We start from the raw sequence: 20,279 nt of genomic DNA on the forward strand, positions 1-20,279 counted from the left end.
TTTTGCTTTTACCTTACAGCGCGATATCCGCAACCGGCTTGTTTTCCGGCTGAGGCTTCAGCTCCGCCTTCGGCGCAGCATCCGCAGCCTGCGGCTTCACGTACTGCAGCTGCAGCACGCGGCTGGTGTACTCCAGCTCTTGTTCCGTCGCATCCACGTTACCGTTCAGCTTCGTGCCGTAGGATGGAATAATGGTTTTCAGCTTCGCCTGCCATTCCGGGCTGGCAACTTTGTCTTTAAACACTTTTTCCATCAGGTGCAGCATGATTGGCGCAGCGGTAGATGCACCTGGTGACGCACCCAGCAGCGCGGCAATCGTGCCATCCTTATCGCTCACCACTTCGGTCCCCAGACGAAGTACGCCACCCTCTTTCGGATCGCGCTTGATGATCTGCACGCGCTGACCCGCCTGCCACAGACGCCAATCTTCTTTCTTCGCCTGCGGATAGTACTCTTTCAGCGCCTCGAAGCGTTCTTCATCAGAAAGCATCACCTGGCTAATCAGGTATTTCACCAGGTCGAAATTATCCAGGCCCACGTCCATCATCGGTTTGACGTTAGAGGTGGTGGTCGCGCTCAGCAGATCCCAGAGGGAGCCGTTTTTCAGGAACTTGGTTGAGAAGGTCGCGAACGGTCCGAACAGCACCACGCGTTTACCGTCAAGCATACGGGTATCGATATGCGGAACGGACATCGGTGGCGCACCGACGGAAGCCTGACCGTACACTTTTGCCAGGTGACGGTTCACCACTTCCGGGTTCTCGGACACCAGGAACTGGCCGCCGACCGGGAAGCCCGCGTAGTCGTCAGCTTCAGGAATACCGGACTCCTGCAGCAGCTTCAGCGCCGCGCCGCCCGCACCGATGAAGACAAATTTCGCCTTAATGACGTGCTCGGCTTCATTGTTTTTCAGATCGGCAACCGTCACGCTCCAGCTGTTGTCCGCATTGCGCTTAAAGCCGCGCACTTCGGTGCTGAGCTGCAAATTGAAGTTATCTTTCTTCTTCAGGGATGCCACCAGCTGACGGGTAATTTCGCCGTAGTTCACGTCGGTGCCAATTTCGGTACGGGTTGCCGCCACTTTCTGGTTCGGGTCACGGCCTTCCATGACCAGCGGCGCCCACTCTTTAATCTGCGCGTGGTCTTCGGAGTATTTCATCCCGCGGAACAGGGTGCTCTGCTGCAGCGCAGCGTAGCGCGCGCGCAGGAAATTCACGTTTTGCTCGCCCCACACAAAGCTCATGTGCGGCACGGTATTGATGAAGGAGTGCGGGTCGTGCATCACGCCGCTGTTGACCTGGTGGGACCAGAACTGACGCGAGATCTGGAACGCTTCGTTAATCTCTACCGCCTTCTCGATACTAATGGAACCGTCCTTTTTCTGCGGCGTATAGTTCAGTTCCATGAGTGCCGAATGGCCCGTACCAGCGTTATTCCAGCCGTTCGAACTCTCCTGCGCCACGCCATCGAGGCGCTCGACCATGGTCATGGACCAGTCCGGCTGCAGTTCTTGCAGATAGGTTCCCAGCGTGGCGCTCATGATGCCGCCACCAATTAAAAGGACGTCCGTTTCCTGCTCTTTTGGTGCGTCTGCTTTCGCTGCCATTGAGACGGCGTTGAGCCCGACGGCCAGAGAAAAGAGCATGGCAGTCATTTTTTTCATAATTTATGCCTTAGTGTAAAAGTGCTTGATGCGTGGAAATTGCAGGTGAAAAAAGCTGCGTGGGCACGGTAACAACTTTTAAATATTGTTTAAAGGTTACGAAATTATTGTAATTGTGAAATTTAATGATGGATTGTTTGTAGGGGATTGCGGCGCGCAACTGGTATAAGGAGGAATTTATGGCTACTATGCTGCACTTTGTGATCGCGCGCACGGAAGCCTGCCCTAACCAGCGAACTGTTATGTCCTTACCTCATTCTGCCGTATCCCCTGAAGACAGTGTAGCCAGCGTGCTGCACTCCCCTAAACAACTGGCGCGTGAAACGCTGGCGGGCGTGATTACCGCTCTGGCGCTGATCCCCGAAGTGATCTCATTTTCCGTGGTGGCGGGCGTTGACCCGAAGGTCAGCCTGATCGCCTCCGTGGTGCTGTGTCTTGCTCTCTCCGTGCTGGGCGGTCGTCCGGCGATGGTCACGGCTGCGGCCGGTTCCGTAGCGCTGGTGATTGGCCCGATGGTGCATCAGCACGGGGTACAGTACATTCTTCCCGCCGTGCTGATGGCTGGCGTGATCCAGATTCTGTTTGGCGTGCTGGGCATGGCAAGGCTGATGCGCTTTATTCCCCAGTCGGTGATGACCGGATTTGTTAACGCCCTTGGCATTTTGATTTTCTTCGCTCAGGTGCCGCATTTCTGGAGCCGAAGCCCGCTGATTGTGGGCCTGTTCGTGCTGACGCTGCTGATTGTGCTGTGGGTGCCGCGCTATATTAAAAGCGTCCCTTCCCCGCTGATTGCGATTGTGCTGTTAACCCTTTTCACCGTCACCACCGGTCAGATCCTGCCGACTGTCGGTGATGAAGGCTCAATGACTGGCGGTCTGCCTGGATTTACCGAGCTGCTGGTGCCGCTTAATTTACAGACGCTGAACATTATCTGGCCGTGCGCGTTGAGTATTGCCTTCGTCGGTCTGCTGGAGTCCCTGCTGACGGCAAAACTGGTGGACGAACTGACGGTTACTCCTTCCAGCAAGCGTCGCGAGAGCATCGGGCTGGGCGTGGGGAATATCATGGCCGGGCTCTACGGTGGCATTGCGGGCTGCGCGATGATCGGACAAACCATCGTTAACGTGGAGATGGGAAAAGGACGAAGCCGTATTTCAACCATTGCGGCGGGCATCGTGCTGCTGCTCCTGGTGACGGCGCTCAGCGAAGTGATGGCCAAAATCCCGATGGCGGTGCTGGCGGGGATTATGGCGATTGTTGCCGTCAAAACCTTCAGCTGGCACAGCCTTCAGCCCGCCACGATAAAAAATGCCCCGGTTGCCGAAACGGTGGTGATGCTGGTGACGGTCGCCGCCACGGTATCAACCGGCAATCTGGCGGTTGGCGTGCTGGGCGGGATTATCGTCATGGCACTGATCCCCGCCCGCATTAAGCGTCGGGTTAAAGCAGAAAAATCGTTGCCAGCCCAAGAAAAATAAAGAAACCGCCGGTATCGGTGATGGCGGTGATCATCACGCTCGACCCCACCGCGGGGTCGCGCCCCAGTTTGGTCATCGTCAGCGGGATAATGACGCCCATCATCGATGCCACCAGCAAATTCAGCACCATCGCCAGCATCATCACGCCGCCTAAGGCCATATCGTCATACAGCCACCACGTGATGCCGCCCATAATGCCGCCCCACACCAGGCCGTTAATCAACGCCACGCCCATTTCCCGGAAGATCAGAAAGGCGAAGTTACCGGGCTGAATATTTTCCAGCGCCAGCGCGCGGACGATCATGGTGATGGTCTGGTTTCCGGTGTTGCCGCCAATTCCGGCCACAATCGGCATCAGCGAGGCCAGCGCCACCAGCTGCGAAATGGTGTGTTCAAAGCCGTCAATCACGCGGGAAGCGATGAAGGCGGTACACAGGTTAATAGCCAGCCAGGCCCAGCGGGTTTTCACCGCCTTACCGACGGAGGCGTGGACGTCATCTTCGGCGCTGATCCCGCCTAGCGCGCGCAGGTCGTTATCGGTCTCTTCATAAACCACGTCAACGATTTCATCGATAGTCAGACGGCCCATCAGCTTGCCAACGGAGTCTACGACCGCCGCACTCACAAGGTCATCACGTTCAAAGGTACGCGCCGCTTTTTCCGCATCGTCTTCCGGGGAGAAGACCATCGGCTCGTTTTCCATCACCTCGCTCACCCGCTGCTGGGCGCTGTTGAGCAGGATGGTTTTCAGTTCCAGCTCGCCGAGCAGGGTTTTATCCCGCGAGGTGACAAACAGCTTATCGGTGTTGTCCGGCATTTTGCCCAGGCGGCGCAGGTAGCGCTGCACGGCACCGAGCGTGACGTCCGGACGTACCGTGATAACGCCGAACTCCATGATCGCGCCAACGCTGTTTTTCTCGTAGTGCATCACCTGGCGCACGCGCGCGCGTTCATCGGCAGGCAGAGAGGCCAGCAGGCGGCCGGTCAGGTTACGCGGCAGGTGCTGTACAAGGTAAATCTGCTCGTCGATATCCAGGGTTTGCAGGGCGTCGAGGATATCCCGATCGCTCATCTCGTCGATCAGGTCATCCCAGACGTTTTCCGAGGCTTCAAGCAGAACCTGGCCGCGCTCGTGATCCTGTACCAAGCGCCAGAGGGCGTGACGTTCTTCCGAAGGAAGCGCTTCCAGGGTATCCGCCAGATCCGGCGGCGGTAAATGAGCAACCAGCGCACCTACCTCAGCAATATCGTCGGCTAAGGTGCCGACATCATATTGCTCAGCCAGGGTCAGTTTGCCTAATAGCGTAGACGTGACCGCTTTATCGGTCGTGAGAAGCCAGATGAGTCGCGCACGTTCCTGGTCACGCTGCCTGGCGCTGTTTTTCTTTAATACCGACATCAATCATAAATCCATTAAATGAGTTGAGACTAAGCATAGCGCGAGGATATGTAAATAAGAATAAACAGCGAGGCGGGATGGAGAAAAAAGCGGCATTACGGCCACGATTATCCCCTCTCCCCGTGGGAGAGGGTTAGGGTGAGGGCATCAGGCCGTGCGCGCCACCGCGTCACGCGACGCCGCATCGCGCTCGTCGCCGGTCAGCTCGCTCAGCCTGCCGTCGCGCATCTCCAGCAGACGGTCGGCGTGAATGAAGTAATGATCGTCGTGGCTGATGGCGAAAATGGTCTTGCCCATCTCCTGCATCAGCGGCAGCAGCACCTGATAAAACTCGCGACGGAAGTGCGGGTCCTGATCCGCCGCCCATTCATCCAGCAGGATGATGTCACGCTCTTCCGCCAGCGCCAGCAGCAGCGCCACGCGCTTCTTCTGCCCCTTAGAGAGCTTGAGGTTCAGGATTTTGCCGTCCTGGAGCTCCAGCTTGTGCGACATCTGCAGCTGCGCAAGCCATTTCTCAACCAGCGCCGGATTGGCCTGCTGCCCTTCCGGACCCAGCAGCTGGTCAAACAGCCAGACATCGGTGAATACCGCTGAGAAAAGCTTGCGGTAATCCTCGGGTTTCTCCGCGCTCAGCGCCTTACCGTCCAGCAGGATCTCGCCCGACTGCGGCTGGTAAAGTCCGGTGAGCAACATCGCCAGCGTGGATTTTCCGCTACCGTTGCCGCCGATGAGGAACAGCAATTCGCCGCGGTGAATCGTCAGGTTGACCGGTCCCACGGAGAAGGCGTTGTCCTGATAGCGGAACGTCACGTCGCGCAGCTCCAGGGTCTGCCAGTTCGGGAAGGCCTGCGGGCGCGGGAATTCAGCCTTAAATGGCGCCAGATCGAACTTCTTAAGCTTGTTAAACGCCACCTGCGCGCTCAGCAAGGTGGGCAATGCGCCGACGGCCGAGAGCAGAGGCGTACGCAGGAACAGCAGGGTCAGCGAGTAGGTCGCCGCCACGTTGGTGTCCGCCCAGCCCAGGCTGTTCGCCATCCAGAATACCAGGCCAATGGCGCCCAGCATCATAATGTTGGACCAGTTCACCGCGCTCAGGTGGAAGGTATCGGCGCGAATAATGTGGTGCCGGTATTCGCGCGCGTCCGGGATATAGAGGTTATTGAAGATATGCTCGGCACGCTCGCGGTTGAGGGTCAGCTCTTTGCGCCCTTCCAGTACCGTCTGGTAATCGTTATAGAGCTTATCTTCCGTTTCGCGCAGAACCGCCATGTGTTTATAGACGCGCGACACCAGCACGAAACCGCCCCAGATGGTGATGGCAATCCACACCGCGGTCACCGCCAGCATTTTGGTCGAAAGCCAGGCGAGATAGGCCGCCGAGCCAAAGGTCAGGATGATCCCCTGCACCAGCTCCGGCAGGCGGACAAACGCGATGGTAATCGCACGCACGTCGCTGGTCAGCCCCGCCAGCAGGGAGGCGCTGCCGAGCTGCTCCACGCGCTCAACCTGCGTGTCGAGGATCCGCTTGATGAACTCGCTGCGCAGGCGGAAAACGAAATGGTGACCAAGCGCGGTCAGCGCCAGCTGAGAGCCGAGCGTAACCGCCATCAACAGCAGCAGCAGGCCGAGAAACTCCGGCAGAACCGAGAGTGAGGTATCGACCATTTCGATCAGCCGCACGTTTATAAACGCGATCAGGCCAATACCCAGCGCCGCGCTGGCAAGGCTTAAGGCCATTACGGCAATGAAGGGCCAGCGGTACTGACGCCAGACAAGAAGAAGTAGTTGCATGCAGGCAATCCGGACAATAAAAATCAGCCAGCAGTGTAAACTGCCCGGCGCGGACATCAAGAATAATTCTTATTTTTGTTTGCTCAAACCCGCCTGACGGAATGTAAGGTTAAATCGGTATTCGCCAGTAAGGGGATGAACCCCGGGCTTCAGGGGCTGAATGCCGTGATAGTACAGCCGTGACTCCCTGCCCCACACCACCACGTCGCCGTGCTCCAGCATAATGCGCCTGAGCGGATCGTTGCGGCGCAATCCGCCAAACTGGAAGACGGCGGGCAGACCCAACGATACCGAGACGATGGGCGCGCGCAGATCGGGTTCATCCTTGTCCTGATGCAGGGAGAGCTTCGCGCCGATGGCGTAGCGGTTAATCAGGCAGGCATCCGGCCGGAAGTCAGGGTAATCTGCTGCAACGGCAGCCTCGTGACAAAGCGCCTGAAACACCGCAGGCATGGGAGGCCACGGCCGGCCGGTCGTGGGATCGTTCGGGGCATACACATACCCACGTTCGTTCGTCGCCCACCCCAGTTCGCCGCAGTTGGCCATGGCCACCGACATGGTGTAGCCGCCCGGCGTCACCATATGGCGAAACGGTGAAACCGCCGTGACCTCTTCAATACCGGCAAGCAATGCCGCCGCACGGGAGAGTGCAAAGCGGCGCAGGATCACTGCCCCGGGCGCAAGCGGCTCCTGCCACGGTTCAGCATCCGCAAAAAGATCGAGCATTATCCCTCCCGGCGTTTCGCCTCACGTTTCAGTAATAGCGCTTTTCGCACCGCCCCCCAGCGATAGCCCGACAGCGCGCCGTCGGTGCGGACCACGCGGTGACAAGGGATCACAATCGCCAGCCTGTTTGCCGCACAGGCACCCGCGACGGCACGCACCGCGTTGGGCTGGCCAATCGCCTTCGCCACCTGCTGATAGCTGGCCGTTTCCCCGCAGGGGATGTCACGAAGGGCCTGCCAGACCCGCTGCTGGAACGCGGTGCCGCGTATATCCAGCGGCAGCGCCAGCGGCACCGCGTGGTTATCAATACTGGCAATGACCTGTCTGATACGCTGGGCAAAGGCATCTTCCTGCGGGGCATGCTCCGCGTTTGGAAACAGCGTCGCAAATTCTTCTGCCAGTTTGGTATCGTTGTCGCCCAGCAGTATCGCGCAAATCCCCCGCTCGCTTTCCGCAACCAGGCAGCGTCCCAGCGAACAGTCGCCGATGGCGTAACGCACCGCCACCTCGCCTTTGCGGTACTGCTTCGCCGTCATGCCCAGCGCATCGTTGGCTTTACGGTAATAGCTGCTGCTGTCGGGAAACCCTGCCGCCAGCACGGCATCGGTAATTTTGTTTCCCTGCGCAAGTGCCGCGCGCAGACGCTGCCCCCGCGCCGCCTGCTGCCAGGCTTTTGGCGTCATCCCGGTGACGGACTTAAACAGCCGGTGGAAATGGAAAGGACTCATGGCGACCTGCTGCGCCAGGCCTTCAAGCGTCAGCGCGGGATCCTGCTCCAGAAGGCGACAGGCGTGCTCCACTTTCACCAGCTTTTGCTGATTCGGATCGCGTTTGTCCGGCATGCAGCGCTTGCACGGGCGAAACCCTGCCTGAACGGCATGCTGGACATCGGGATAAAAGCAGACGTTTTTACGCAGCGCGTGACGGGCGCGGCATGACGGGCGGCAAAAAATCCCCGTCGTCTGCACGGCAAAGACAAACCGATCGTCAGCGCGCGGATCGCGAGCCAGAACGGCCTGCCAGCGATCCTCATCATTCATATAGGTTGGATTTTTCATCATCAGCTCCTCTTACAAGCATACCTTTAGCGTGCCCGAGTGCCAGTGATAAAAAACCCGCAACCTTGCTTTTTAATTTTTGTCGCTCACCAGGAAGCTGTTGAACTGCGGCGAGCTCCAGGTTTTGAACCCGTCGCCCTCTTTAGTGATCATATAAACCGCCAGTCCTTCCTGACGAACCACCTCTTTGGCTTTTTCCGGGCCGAGAACCATTAATCCGGTATCCCAGGCGTCGGCTTCCAGCGCAGTGGGGGCAATCACGGTCACCGAGACCAGGTTATGCGTGATGGGACGTCCGGTCAGCGGATCGATCACGTGCGAAATACGCTTCCCGTCGAGCTCGTAATAGTTACGGTAGCTCCCGGAAGTGCTGATGCCGTGCCCGTTAATATCCACAATGGCCTGTACGGCGTTTTGCCGATCGGTCGGTTTTTGAATCGCCAGGCGCCACGGTTTACCGCTGGCGTTCATGCCCCGGCTGACTAACGCGCCCCCCACGGAGACCAGGTAGCGCGATATCCCTTCCTGCGTCATCAGCTCGGCAAGGTGATCCGCCGCGTAACCTTCACCTACCGTCGACAGATCGACAAACAGATCGGGGATGTCTTTCTGCAGATACTGCTGGCCGTACTGGTTGATCACCGTCAGATGCTTTAGCCCTGTCCGGGCGCGGGCATCATCAATGGCCGCCTGCTCGGGTGTGGTATCCGGCTGTTTGTTCGGGCCAAATCCCCAGAGATTGACCAGAGGCCCGACGGTGACATCCATCGCGCCGTTAGTTTTATATCCCACGCGCATTGATTCGGTGACGATATCGGCCATCGCTTCGCTCACCGGCCACAGGGAGGTACTGGTGGAAAGATTGAAGCGCATCAGCGCCGAGTCATTTTTATAGGTTGAGAGCAGCTGGTCGTCGGCGTCCAGCTGAGACTGGATTTTACCGCGAAGTTCATCAGCGCGCGTTTTATCCAGGCCCATCACGCTGACGCGCCAGAAGGTGCCCATCGTTTTGCCTTCGAGCACCGTCGCGGCGGGTGCATCGGTTTTCGCCACGGGCACGGAATCGTCACACGCGGTCAGGAAAAAAAGCATAGCCAGAAAGCTGGCGCGTAAAAAAGTCATGTCCATTCATTATTATCCTCATGCCAGGGCGGCAAGAGTACACCAAAACGATTGCATTGTGAGGCCAAAAAAAAGCACAAAAAAGGGGCCTTCAGGCCCCTTAGTCACACGATGACGCGATTAGAACTGGTAAACCAGACCCAGCGCGACGATATCATCAGTGCCGATACCGGCCTGACGGGTGAACTCATTTTCATCAACCAGGTTGATTTTGTAATCCACGTAGGTGGACATGTTTTTGTTGAAGTAGTAAGTCGCACCCACATCAACATATTTCAGCAGATCCTGATCGCCGTAACCTTCGATGTCTTTACCTTTGGACTGCAGGTAAGCCACGGATGGACGCAGGCCGAAATCGAACTGGTACTGAGCAACCACTTCGAAGTTCTGCGCTTTGTTAGCAAAACCGTAAGTGGTAGTCGGGCTGCTGCCGTTAGAGGTACCGAAGCGGGTTGCGTTGTAGGTCTGAGAGTACTGCGCAGCCAGGTAGATGTTGTTGGCATCGTATTTCAGGCCGCCAGAATAGACTTCTGCGTGATCGCCGTTACCGTAAACGCCCGGTGCGTTCTGGTCAGCGGTACGTTTGGAGGAGGACATCGCACCACCCACGCTGAAGCCTTCGCCCAGGTTATAGGTTACGGATGCACCGTAGCCGTCGCCGTTCTGTTTCAGCAGGCTGCGTCCACCGACGTTTTCGCCGCTTACGCTACCGTTTTTACCCTGATACTGCAGCGCAAAGTTCAGGCCATCCACCAGACCAAAGAAGTCCTGGTTACGATAGGTCGCCACGCCGTTAGCACGAGACTGCAGGAAGTTGTCTGAGCCGTAGGTATCGCCGCCAAATTCTGGCAGAACGTCAGTCCAGGAAGTTACGTCGTAGATCACGCCGTAGTTACGACCATAATCGAAAGAGCCCGCTTCAGCGAATTTCAGACCGGCAAACGCCACACGCGTCCAGGACTGGTTGTCGCTTTCAGTCGTGTTGCCCTGGATCTGGTATTCCCACTGGCCGTAACCGGTCAGCTGTTAACTTGAGTTTCGCCTTTGAAGCCAAGACGCATGTAGGTCTGGTCGCCGTCAGCACTCTTGTCGTCAGAGAAATAGTGCAGACCATCAACTTTGCCGTACAGATCTAATTTGTTGCCATCTTTGTTATAAATTTCGGCCGCATTTGCTGCGCCTGCTACCAGCAGTGCTGGTACCAGGAGGGACAGTACTTTAACTTTCATTTTATTAACCCTCTGTTATATGCCTTATAATTGCCACTGCTTACTGGTTAACCCTCATTAACCAGTCGGCAAATTCATTCTCCGCAAAATTACAGAATAATCCAATGCGAATATGATACGAAAACTTTGAAGATGTTTCATTTATCCATCAACATGCTTCAGGATGTAAATGAAAAGGAACTTTTACAAAGCACAAAAAGCTTAGAAATTTAGCACTTATAATCAAAACGAAAAATGACCAAATACATATCAAAGAGTTAAAATAAAAAACGTTACCGCACTGAATGACAAAACAAGATCGACTCCAGTCTCTAAAATAACTCTCGCTATCATCATTAACTTTATTTATTACCGTCATTCAGCTTTGAATGTCTGTTTATCCCTAATTCAACCGGATGCGTCGCATTCGGTTTTTTTTTACTCTTCTTTACGTAACTTTTCCTTTTTTGTGCTACCACCGCGTAATTGTAACGACTATTAACTAAATTCACGCTCGCCCCTGTACATAACGGAAAAATTCGCTCAAAACTTAATTTCTTGTTAATTCGTGCTATTTTCTGACTAAATTCATTTTTTATTTGTACATGCACTATGTGCTTGTACACATTTAAGGCGTACTTCCTCTCTCGCACGGGTCATCGAAAAAGTCGCTTGTTGAAGGACAGTGGCGCTGGAAATTCAGTTATTACCCTTTATACTGCCCTATCGCCACAGAGCACGACCATCACGGGTTAAAGATATCAATGAGTCAGACTGAAACTACCGCCCAAAGCAAATTCTCCCTTCTGCCCGGGAGCATCACCCGTTTCTTTCTTCTTTTGATCGTGGTGCTGTTAGTCACAATGGGCGTGATGGTGCAGAGCGCGGTTAACGCCTGGCTGAAGGATAAGAGCTATCAGGTGGTGGATATTACCCACGCCGTACACAAGCGCATTGATACCTGGCGCTACGCCACCTGGCAGATTTACGACAACATTGCGGCAGCGCCTGCCAGCTCATCCGGAGATGGACTTCAGGAGACGCGGCTGAAGCAGGATGTCTACTATCTCGAAAAACCGCAGCGTAAGACTGAAGCACTTATCTTTGGCTCTCACGACAGCGCGACCCTTGAGATGACGCAGCGTATTTCGACCTACCTGGATACCCTCTGGGGCGCCGAAACGGTGCCGTGGTCGATGTACTATCTGAACGGTCAGGACAACAGCATGATCCTGATCTCGACGCTGCCGTTGAAAGATCTCTCTTCCGGATTTAAAGAGACGACGGTCGGCAGCATTGTCGACTCCCGCCGGGCAGAAATGCTGCAGCAGGCCAACGCCCTTGATGAACGTGAGAGCTTCTCATCGCTGCGCCGATTGGCCTGGCAGAATGGTCACTATTTTACCCTGCGTACCACCTTTAACCAGCCGGGTCATCTGGCGACGGTCGTGGCCTTCGATTTACCCATTAATGATTTGATCCCGCCGGATATGCCGCTCGACAGCTTCCGTCTGGAGCCGGACAGCAGCACCCAGAACATGCGTGCGGCGTCCGACAAAGAGGCCGCAGAGAGCGTCACCATCTCCTTTAACGGCTCGAAAATTGAAATTGCCTCGTCGCTGAACTCAACCGGCATGCGTCTGGTGTGGCAGGTACCGTTCGGCACGCTGCTGCTTGATACCCTGCAAAATATTCTGCTGCCGCTGCTGCTGAATATTGGTCTGCTGGCGCTGGCCCTGTTTGGCTACAGCACCTTCCGCTTCCAGCCGGGACGCCAGAGCGACGCGTCTGCGGTCTCCGCGGGCAATACCAACGAGCTGCGCGTATTGCGCGCGCTCAATGAAGAGATTGTCTCCGTGCTGCCGCTAGGGGTGTTAGTTCACGATCAGGAATCGAATCGCACGGTGATGAGCAATAAAATTGCTGACCATCTGCTGCCGCACCTTAATCTGCAGAACATCACCACTATGGCGGATCAGCACCAGGGGGTTATTCAGGCCACGATTAACAATGAACTGTACGAGATCCGTCAGTTCCGCAGCCAGGTGGCACCGCGTACGCAAATCTTCATCATTCGCGATCAGGATCGCGAAGTGCTGGTGAATAAAAAGCTCAAGCAGGCGCAAAGGCTGTATGAGAAGAACCAGCAGGGGCGCGCGGCATTCATGCAGAATATTGGCGATGCCTTCAAGCAGCCGTTAAAAACGCTGGCGACCCAGGCGGCGGCGTTAAACACGTCTGAAAGCCACCAGCTCGCCTGCCAGGCCGACTCGCTGGTCCGCATGGTGGATGAGATCCAGCTGGCAAACATGCTGGAGAATGATTTCTGGAAAGGCACCCCTTCTCTCTTCTCCATTCAGGATCTGATCGATGAAGTGGTTCCCGAAGTCCTGCCCGTAATTAAGCGCAAAGGGCTGCAGCTGCTAATCAACAACCATTTACCCGCCAATGACGAACGTCACGGCGACCGCGAGGCGCTGCGTCGTATTCTGCTGATGATTATTCAGTACGCCGTGACCACCACGCAGATCGGCAAGATCACCCTTGAAGTGAGCACCGACGAGTCGGCGGAAGATCGCCTGACGTTCCGCATTCTGGACACCGGGGAAGGCGTGACGGCGAGTGAAATTGATAATCTGCACTTCCCGTTCCTGAATGACACGCAAAGCGATCATTACGGCAAGGCTAACGCCCTGACCTTCTGGCTGTGCGATCAGCTGGCGCGTAAGCTCGGCGGCCATCTGAATATCAAGGCCCGTGAATCGCTCGGCACCCGTTACTCTCTGCACGTGAAAATGGCCGCCAATCCACAGGAAGAAGATGAAGAACGCCTGCTGGATGACGTCGTGGTGATGGTGGATGTAACCTCAAACGAGATCCGCAATATTGTGGTTCGTCAGCTCGAAAACTGGGGCGCGGCCTGCATCACGCCGGATGAAAGGCTGGCAAGTCAAGAATTTGATCTGTTTTTAACTGATAATCCGTCTAATCTTACTGCCTCGGGCTTGCTTTTAAGCGATGATGAGTCAGGCGTGCGGAAAATCGGCCCTGGCCAGCTGCGCGTCAACTTTAATATAAGCAATGCGATGCAGGAAGCTGTACTACAACTAATAGAAGAGCAGCTGGCGCAGGAAGAGAAAACGGAATCCCCGTTAGGCGGTAATGAAAATGCCGAGCTTCACGCCAGCGGATACTATTCCCTCTTTGTTGATACAGTACCAGATGATGTGAAGCGGTTGTATACTGAGTCCGCTGCGAATGATTTTGCAGCGCTGGCACAGACAGCACACCGGCTTAAAGGGGTGTTTGCCATGCTTAATCTGGTTCCCGGCAAGCAGTTATGTGAAACGCTGGAACATCTAATTCGTGAGAAAGATGCCTCTGGCATTGAAAAATACATCAGCGACATTGACGCCTACGTCAAAAGCTTGCTGTAGCAAGGTAGCCTTATACATGAACAATATGAACGTAATTATTGCCGATGACCATCCGATTGTACTGTTCGGTATTCGCAAATCACTTGAACAGATCGAGTGGGTGAATGTAGTCGGTGAATTTGAAGACTCTACAGCACTGATCAATAACCTCCCAAAGCTTGATGCGCACGTGCTCATTACCGATCTCTCTATGCCTGGAGACAAATACGGTGATGGGATCACGCTCATCAAATATATTAAACGTCACTTCCCGGACATCTCGATTATTGTTCTGACCATGAACAACAACCCGGCGATCCTGAGCGCCGTGCTGGATCTGGATATCGAAGGGATTGTGCTGAAGCAAGGCGCCCCGACCGATCTGCCAAAAGCGCTGGCTGCGCTGCAAAAAGGCAAGAAGTTCACGCCTGAGAGCGTCTCTCGTCTGCTGGAAAAAATCAGCGCGGGTGGCTACGGTGACAAACGCCTGTCGCCGAAAGAGAGCGAAGTTCTGCGCCTGTTCGCCGAAGGTTTCCTGGTGACCGAGATTGCCAAGAAGCTGAACCGCAGCATTAAAACCATCAGCAGCCAGAAAAAATCAGCAATGATGAAGCTGGGCGTGGACAACGATATTGCCCTGTTGAACTATCTCTCCTCCGTTACGCTGAGCGCATCGGATAAGGATTGATCCCCCACTGTAAATGCCGGATGGCGCTCACGCTTACCCGGCCTACAGAACCCGTAGGCACTCGCAAGCGCAGCGCCGCCGGGCAAATAAAAAAGGCCCTTACGGGCCTTTTTTATATTCTGGTTTTTCTCACGCGATCCGCATAAACAGACAGCGTTTGTTTGAGCACGTCCAGCGTCACCGGTTTCGACAGGCAGCTGTCCATGCCCGACTCCAGACAGCGCTGTTTCTCTTCCGCCAGCGCGTTCGCCGTTACGCCCACGACAGGCAGCGTCAGGCCAAGCTGTCGGATGCGCTGCGTCAGCCGGTAGCCGTCCATGTTAGGCATGTTGACGTCGCTCAGCACGATATCAATATGATTTTTACTCAGCACATTCAGCGCATCCACGCCGTCATTGGCGGTTTTGCACTGGTAGCCCAGCGATCCGAGCTGGTCAGCCAGCAGGCGGCGGTTAATCGGATGGTCATCCACCACCAGAATCATCATATCGTCATTCAATGACGCCAGACCTTCCGGTGACGGCAGCGCGACTGCACCGTCGTTCTCTTCCAGCTCGACTTTATAGATACGGGCCAGCAGGCTCAACAGCTCATGCGGCGTTGCGACGCTGTGCACCCATTCCCCCGGCGCACGTTCAACCGGTATGCCAATGTGGCGACGGCAGAAGAGCACCGTTCCTCTCCCCTGCCACGGCTGTTCCGGCATCTCGTCGGCGATGAGCACATCGTCCACGTCCGGCGTCTGGCCTTCATAGCGGCAGACCCTCACGCCGCTATGGGCGAGCAGCGCCGTCAGATAGTCATTCAGCGAGGCATTATTGACCGCCAGCCAGCAGCGCTTATCGTTCAGCCCGTCAACCGTGGCTTTTGCCGGATACTGCGCGGAATAGAGCGGAATGCGGATGGTGAACTGGCTGCCCATGCCGGGCTCGGTATCCACGGAAATGTCACCGTCCATCATGCTGACGAGCTTCTCGCAAATCGCCAGCCCCAGACCGGTGCCCTGGAAGTTACGCTGCACGCCGGTGCCGACCTGGAAGAACGGATCGAACAGACGTACCACCTCCTTGGCCGGTATGCCCACCCCCGTGTCGCGCACGCGGATGCTGAGGTAATCTCCCGCCCGGCAGACGTGTAGCACAATGCAGCCGATATCGGTGAATTTGATGGCATTGCTGAGCAGGTTAGAGATGACCTGCTGCAGGCGCATCGGGTCGCCGTGCAGCGTCAGCGGCACGTCCGGTTCAATGAAGCAGTAGAGCCCCAGCTGTTTACGCACCACCAGCGGCAGATAGTTGGCGCTGATGTGGTTCATGACCTCACGCGGCGAAAACTCGCGCGGCTCAATTTTCAGCTGCTCAGACTCAATTTTAGAGAAGTCGAGAATATCGCTGATGATCTTCAGCAGCAGGCTGGAGGAGTTGTTCATCGCCGTTACCAGCCGGTCGACGCCTTTCGGCAATTCCTTCGTCTGCAGCAGATCGAGGTTACCGATAATCCCGTACAGCGGCGTACGTAGCTCGTGACTGACGGTAGCCAGGAACATGGATTTCGACTGGCTGGCCTGCTCCGCGGCCTGCGCCATCTCCTGCAGCGACTCTTCCATCTTCACGCGCGCGGAGACATCCACCAGCACGCAAATCGCTACGTTTTCATTGCGATAGCGGGAATGAACAAAGCTGATCTGCAGGTTAGTGTGGGTGCTGGTGAGCACGTCGACAAAGTTCACCTGCTGGCCGCAGATGATTTGCGTCAGCCTTTGCCGGTCCTCGTGCGTCAGCATGTTCAGGTAGTTGTGCGCCAGCTCGTTACTCAGGATGTTGGTCCCGTCCTGGGTACGAAGAATGCAGATCCCCACCGGAGCCGAAGCGACAATCTTGCGGTTGAACTGCTCGTGCTCCTCCAGACGCTGGGCGTCACTTTCGGCGGGAATAAAGATTCTCCGCTCATACATACGCGCCAGCGTAAATAGCGCCCCGCCCACCAGCAGGTTCAGCAGGATCGCATTCATAATAAGAATGCGTATCCGCTCAAGGACCATATCCACCGGCAGCGAGTAAACAATGCTCAGCGACGATGGCGGCAGGCTTTTTTTCAGCACCAGCTCGCGGAAGCCGGAGGTGTAGCCAAACCATGAGCGTTCCTGCATCCAGTGCGGATCGACGTTCAAACTTTTATCCGGCCCGGCGAGTGAGATCAGCTGATGCCCGTTTTCATCCAGAATGGTCACGCCCATCGGCAGGCTGCCCGGCGTGAAGAAGTTTTCCATGCGGATGGTCTGTTCAATCCCCAGCAGCGCCTGCAGACGATTACCCAGGTAGACCGGCGTCAGCGCGTAGAAATAGCCCACGCCCATGCGCGGCCCCTGGCTAATCCAGAAAATGTTGTTCCCGCGCTCGTCCTGCGGCGCATTGCGATATTTCACAATACGCTCGTGCAGGCTTTTCAGCGCATCATCGCGCTCGACGGGCACATCGCGCAGGCCAAAGTCAGCCATGCAGAGGTTTTCACTGCCAATCAGGAATACGCGGTTAAGGTCGTAGGCGGCGGAGAAGTTGTCGCGCCAGTAGCGCATAAACCAGGCGAGAGATTCCAGCGACCCGCGCCAGGTGCTGCTCATGGTGGAGCAATCAGAGTCCGGGAACAGCGGCTGGAAGTCCGGCACTTCGGTTTTGTCATTGCGCCCGCGCAGGGCAAGAATACCGTTTTCTGCCGTCAGCCGATTTTCGGCAATATACTTCAGCTCCTTCATCACGTCAGACGTTCGCTGAATGTAGCGCTGGGCCTGATCGGAGCTTAAATTAAACTCTTGGCGGATCTCCGCTTCTTTCTGGTTCAGCGCATTGACGATGTAAAACACCGACAGCAAGGCCACCAGTAGCCAAAGCAGGAGCGCCAGCGCCCGGAACAGATAGCGAGAAACTTTCAGCGTGGTACGAAAGGAGACGAGGTATTTCAAAGGGGCGAGGCTCCGCCGTCGGGGTCAAAAGAATGTGGTTAAGGTAGCGGTAAACGCGGCTTGTCGCAACGTTCACGTATCTGCATCTGCAAAAGAAAAGGGCCGGAATCCGGCCCTTTATGCGTCAGAAGAGATTACTCGTCAGCGTCATCCGCTGCGTCGTCGTCGCTCTCTGCTTCCGGTGCGATTTCATCATCACCTTCCGCGACGCTGCCGTCGATGGAATCGAGCTCTTCGTCGTCCACCGGCTCAGCAACGCGCTGCAGACCGACCACGTTTTCATCTTCCGCCGTACGGATGAGGATAACGCCCTGGGTGTTACGGCCCACCACGCTGATCTCGGATACGCGCGTACGCACCAGCGTACCGGCATCGGTGATCATCATAATCTGGTCGGCATCGTCCACCTGCACCGCGCCCACAACGGACCCGTTGCGCTCGGTGACCTTAATGGAGATAACGCCCTGCGTGCCGCGTGACTTGGTCGGGTATTCGCTTTCCGCCGTACGTTTACCGTAGCCGTTCTGGGTGACGGTCAGGATTGCGCCTTCGCCACGTGGTACGATCAGGGAAACAACGGAGTCTTCACCCGCCAGCTTAATACCGCGCACGCCGGTCGCCGTACGACCCATTGCGCGCACGGCGTTCTCTTTGAAGCGCACCACTTTACCGGCCGCAGAGAACAGCATCACTTCATCAGAACCGGAGGTCAGATCCACACCGATCAGCTCGTCGCCTTCGTTCAGGTTTACCGCAATAATACCGGCAGAACGCGGACGGCTGAACTCGGTCAGCGCGGTTTTCTTCACGGTACCGCTGGCGGTCGCCATAAAGACGTTCACGCCCTCTTCGTACTCGCGTACCGGCAGGATGGCGGTGATACGTTCGTTCGCTTCCAGCGGCAGCAGGTTGACGATTGGACGACCGCGCGCACCGCGGCTCGCTTCCGGCAGCTGATAGACCTTCATCCAGTACAGACGGCCACGGCTGGAGAAGCAGAGGATCGTGTCGTGGGTGTTGGCCACCAGCAGACGGTCAATGAAGTCTTCTTCTTTAATACGTGCCGCAGATTTACCTTTGCCGCCACGACGCTGTGCTTCGTAGTCGGTCAGAGGCTGATACTTCACGTAACCCTGGTGAGACAGGGTCACTACCACGTCTTCGCGGTTGATCAGATCTTCAATGTTGATATCAGAGCTGTTCGCGGTGATTTCGGTGCGGCGCTCGTCGCCGAACTGATCGCGGACCAGTTCCAGCTCTTCGCGGATCACTTCCATCAGGCGCTCGGCGCTACCCAGGATGTGCAGCAGCTCGGCAATTTGCTCCAGCAGCTCTTTGTACTCGTCGAGCAGTTTTTCATGCTCAAGGCCGGTCAGCTTCTGCAGGCGCAGATCCAGAATCGCCTGGGCCTGCTGTTCAGTCAGGTAGTACTGACCGTCACGCACGCCGAATTCAGGCTCGAGCCACTCAGGACGCGCGGCGTCGTCGCCCGCACGTTCCAGCATCGCCGCCACGTTGCCCAGATCCCACGGACGCGCAACCAGCGACGCTTTCGCTTCTGCCGGCGTCGGCGCACGACGGATCAGCTCGATGATCGGATCGATGTTCGCCAGCGCAACGGCCAGTGCTTCAAGGATATGAGCGCGATCGCGCGCTTTGCGCAGTTCGAAGATGGTACGACGGGTCACCACTTCGCGGCGGTGACGCACAAACGCGCTCAGGATCTCTTTCAGGTTCATGATCTTCGGCTGACCATGGTGCAGCGCAACCATGTTGATACCGAAGGAGACCTGAAGCTGAGTCTGGGAGTACAGGTTGTTCAGCACAACCTCACCCACCGCGTCGCGCTTGATTTCAATCACGATGCGCATACCGTCTTTGTCAGACTCGTCACGCAGCGCGCTGATGCCTTCAACGCGTTTCTCTTTTACCAGCTCAGCGATTTTTTCAATCAGACGCGCTTTGTTCACCTGATACGGGATCTCGTGAACAATGATAGTTTCACGGCCGGTTTTGGCGTCCGCTTCCACTTCGGCGCGAGCACGGATGTAAATCTTGCCACGACCGGTGCGGTACGCTTCTTCAATGCCGCGACGACCGTTGATGATCGCCGCCGTCGGGAAGTCCGGGCCCGGGATGTGTTCCATCAGCCCTTCAATGCTGATGTCTTCATCGTCGATATAGGCCAGGCAGCCGTTGATCACTTCTGTGATGTTGTGCGGCGGAATGTTGGTCGCCATACCCACGGCGATACCGGACGAGCCGTTCACCAGCAGGTTAGGGATCTTCGTTGGCATAACGTCAGGAATTTTTTCCGTGCCGTCGTAGTTATCAACGAAATCAACCGTCTCTTTTTCCAGGTCGGCCATCAGCTCATGGGCAATCTTCGCCAGACGGATTTCCGTATAACGCATTGCCGCGGCGGAGTCGCCGTCGATAGAACCAAAGTTACCCTGACCATCTACCAGCATGTAACGCAGCGAGAACGGCTGCGCCATACGGACAATGGTGTCGTACACCGCGGAATCACCATGGGGATGGTATTTACCGATTACGTCACCAACGACACGGGCAGATTTTTTGTAGGCTTTATTCCAGTCATTGCCCAATACGTTCATGGCGTATAGTACGCGACGGTGTACCGGCTTCAGGCCATCGCGGACGTCCGGCAGCGCACGGCCAACAATGACCGACATCGCATAGTCCAGATAGGAGCTTTTCAGCTCTTCCTCGATGTTAACCGGTGTAATTTCTCTCGCAAGGTCGCTCAT

11 protein-coding genes and 1 pseudogene are annotated in these 20,279 nt (G+C 56.1%); 3 read left to right on the plus strand and 9 right to left on the minus strand.

All coding sequences use genetic code 11. The features are described 5' to 3' along the window. Positions 1 to 13 precede the first annotated feature (13 nt). The gene (gene mqo, locus ACMWL8_RS04835; RefSeq protein WP_028013892.1) at positions 14 to 1,663 is read right to left on the minus strand and encodes a malate dehydrogenase (quinone); all 1,650 of its coding nucleotides are present in this window, start codon (positions 1,661 to 1,663) and stop codon (positions 14 to 16) included. Positions 1,664 to 1,851: 188 nt separating this feature from the next. Between mqo and ACMWL8_RS04840 the strand changes: the two genes are divergently transcribed. Next, a complete protein-coding gene (locus ACMWL8_RS04840) occupies positions 1,852 to 3,141 on the plus strand; it encodes a SulP family inorganic anion transporter (RefSeq protein WP_045259768.1) in 1,290 nt (429 codons plus the stop codon). On the opposite strand, the gene mgtE is transcribed toward ACMWL8_RS04840, so the two are convergent. The 6 genes and pseudogenes from mgtE to ACMWL8_RS04870 all read right to left on the minus strand — a co-directional run bounded on the left by mgtE (position 3,104) and on the right by ACMWL8_RS04870 (position 10,466). Continuing rightward, entirely contained in the window at positions 3,104 to 4,540 is a 1,437-nt protein-coding gene (gene mgtE, locus ACMWL8_RS04845) for a magnesium transporter (protein ID WP_045259716.1), read from the minus strand. The genes ACMWL8_RS04840 and mgtE overlap by 38 nt on opposite strands. A 147-nt stretch (positions 4,541 to 4,687) precedes the next feature. Then, positions 4,688 to 6,331, minus strand: a complete 1,644-nt coding sequence (locus tag ACMWL8_RS04850) for a multidrug ABC transporter permease/ATP-binding protein (protein WP_041911987.1) — start codon at positions 6,329 to 6,331, stop codon at positions 4,688 to 4,690. A 69-nt stretch (positions 6,332 to 6,400) separates the two neighbouring features. Further along, positions 6,401 to 7,057: a DNA oxidative demethylase AlkB gene (alkB, locus tag ACMWL8_RS04855; RefSeq protein ID WP_045259715.1), complete on the minus strand. Its 657-nt coding sequence runs from the start codon at positions 7,055 to 7,057 to the stop codon at positions 6,401 to 6,403. Beyond that, entirely contained in the window at positions 7,057 to 8,115 is a 1,059-nt protein-coding gene (gene ada, locus ACMWL8_RS04860) for a bifunctional DNA-binding transcriptional regulator/O6-methylguanine-DNA methyltransferase Ada (RefSeq protein WP_045259714.1), read from the minus strand. Before ada ends, alkB begins: the two co-directional genes overlap by 1 nt. 72 nt (positions 8,116 to 8,187) lie before the next feature. Then, positions 8,188 to 9,243: an FAD:protein FMN transferase ApbE gene (gene apbE, locus ACMWL8_RS04865; RefSeq protein ID WP_414751572.1), complete on the minus strand. Its 1,056-nt coding sequence runs from the start codon at positions 9,241 to 9,243 to the stop codon at positions 8,188 to 8,190. A gap of 114 nt (positions 9,244 to 9,357) precedes the next feature. After that, positions 9,358 to 10,466: pseudogene (locus ACMWL8_RS04870) on the minus strand (porin OmpC). Between the two features lie 743 nt (positions 10,467 to 11,209). Between ACMWL8_RS04870 and rcsD the strand changes: the two are divergent. Both rcsD and rcsB read left to right on the plus strand, forming a co-directional pair. Continuing rightward, entirely contained in the window at positions 11,210 to 13,882 is a 2,673-nt protein-coding gene (gene rcsD, locus ACMWL8_RS04875) for a phosphotransferase RcsD (RefSeq protein ID WP_045259712.1), read from the plus strand. Positions 13,883 to 13,898: 16 nt separating this feature from the next. Continuing rightward, positions 13,899 to 14,549, plus strand: coding sequence for a response regulator transcription factor RcsB (gene rcsB / locus ACMWL8_RS04880; protein WP_006176468.1), 651 nt, complete (start codon positions 13,899 to 13,901; stop codon positions 14,547 to 14,549). Positions 14,550 to 14,661: 112 nt separating this feature from the next. On the opposite strand, the gene rcsC is transcribed toward rcsB, so the two are convergent. Together rcsC and gyrA are read right to left on the minus strand one after the other, a co-directional pair. Continuing rightward, positions 14,662 to 17,508 (minus strand): two-component system sensor histidine kinase RcsC, encoded by a 2,847-nt coding sequence (rcsC, locus tag ACMWL8_RS04885; RefSeq protein WP_045259711.1) that lies wholly within the window; start codon positions 17,506 to 17,508, stop codon positions 14,662 to 14,664. Positions 17,509 to 17,642: 134 nt separating this feature from the next. Then, on the minus strand, positions 17,643 to 20,279 hold the full coding sequence (gene gyrA, locus ACMWL8_RS04890) for a DNA topoisomerase (ATP-hydrolyzing) subunit A (RefSeq protein ID WP_028013903.1): 2,637 nt from the start codon (positions 20,277 to 20,279) through the stop codon (positions 17,643 to 17,645).

The sequence above is a fragment of the Enterobacter sp. 04-C-12-SI-ECC genome (assembly GCF_047530715.1).
Classification (GTDB): domain Bacteria; phylum Pseudomonadota; class Gammaproteobacteria; order Enterobacterales; family Enterobacteriaceae; genus Enterobacter; species Enterobacter bugandensis.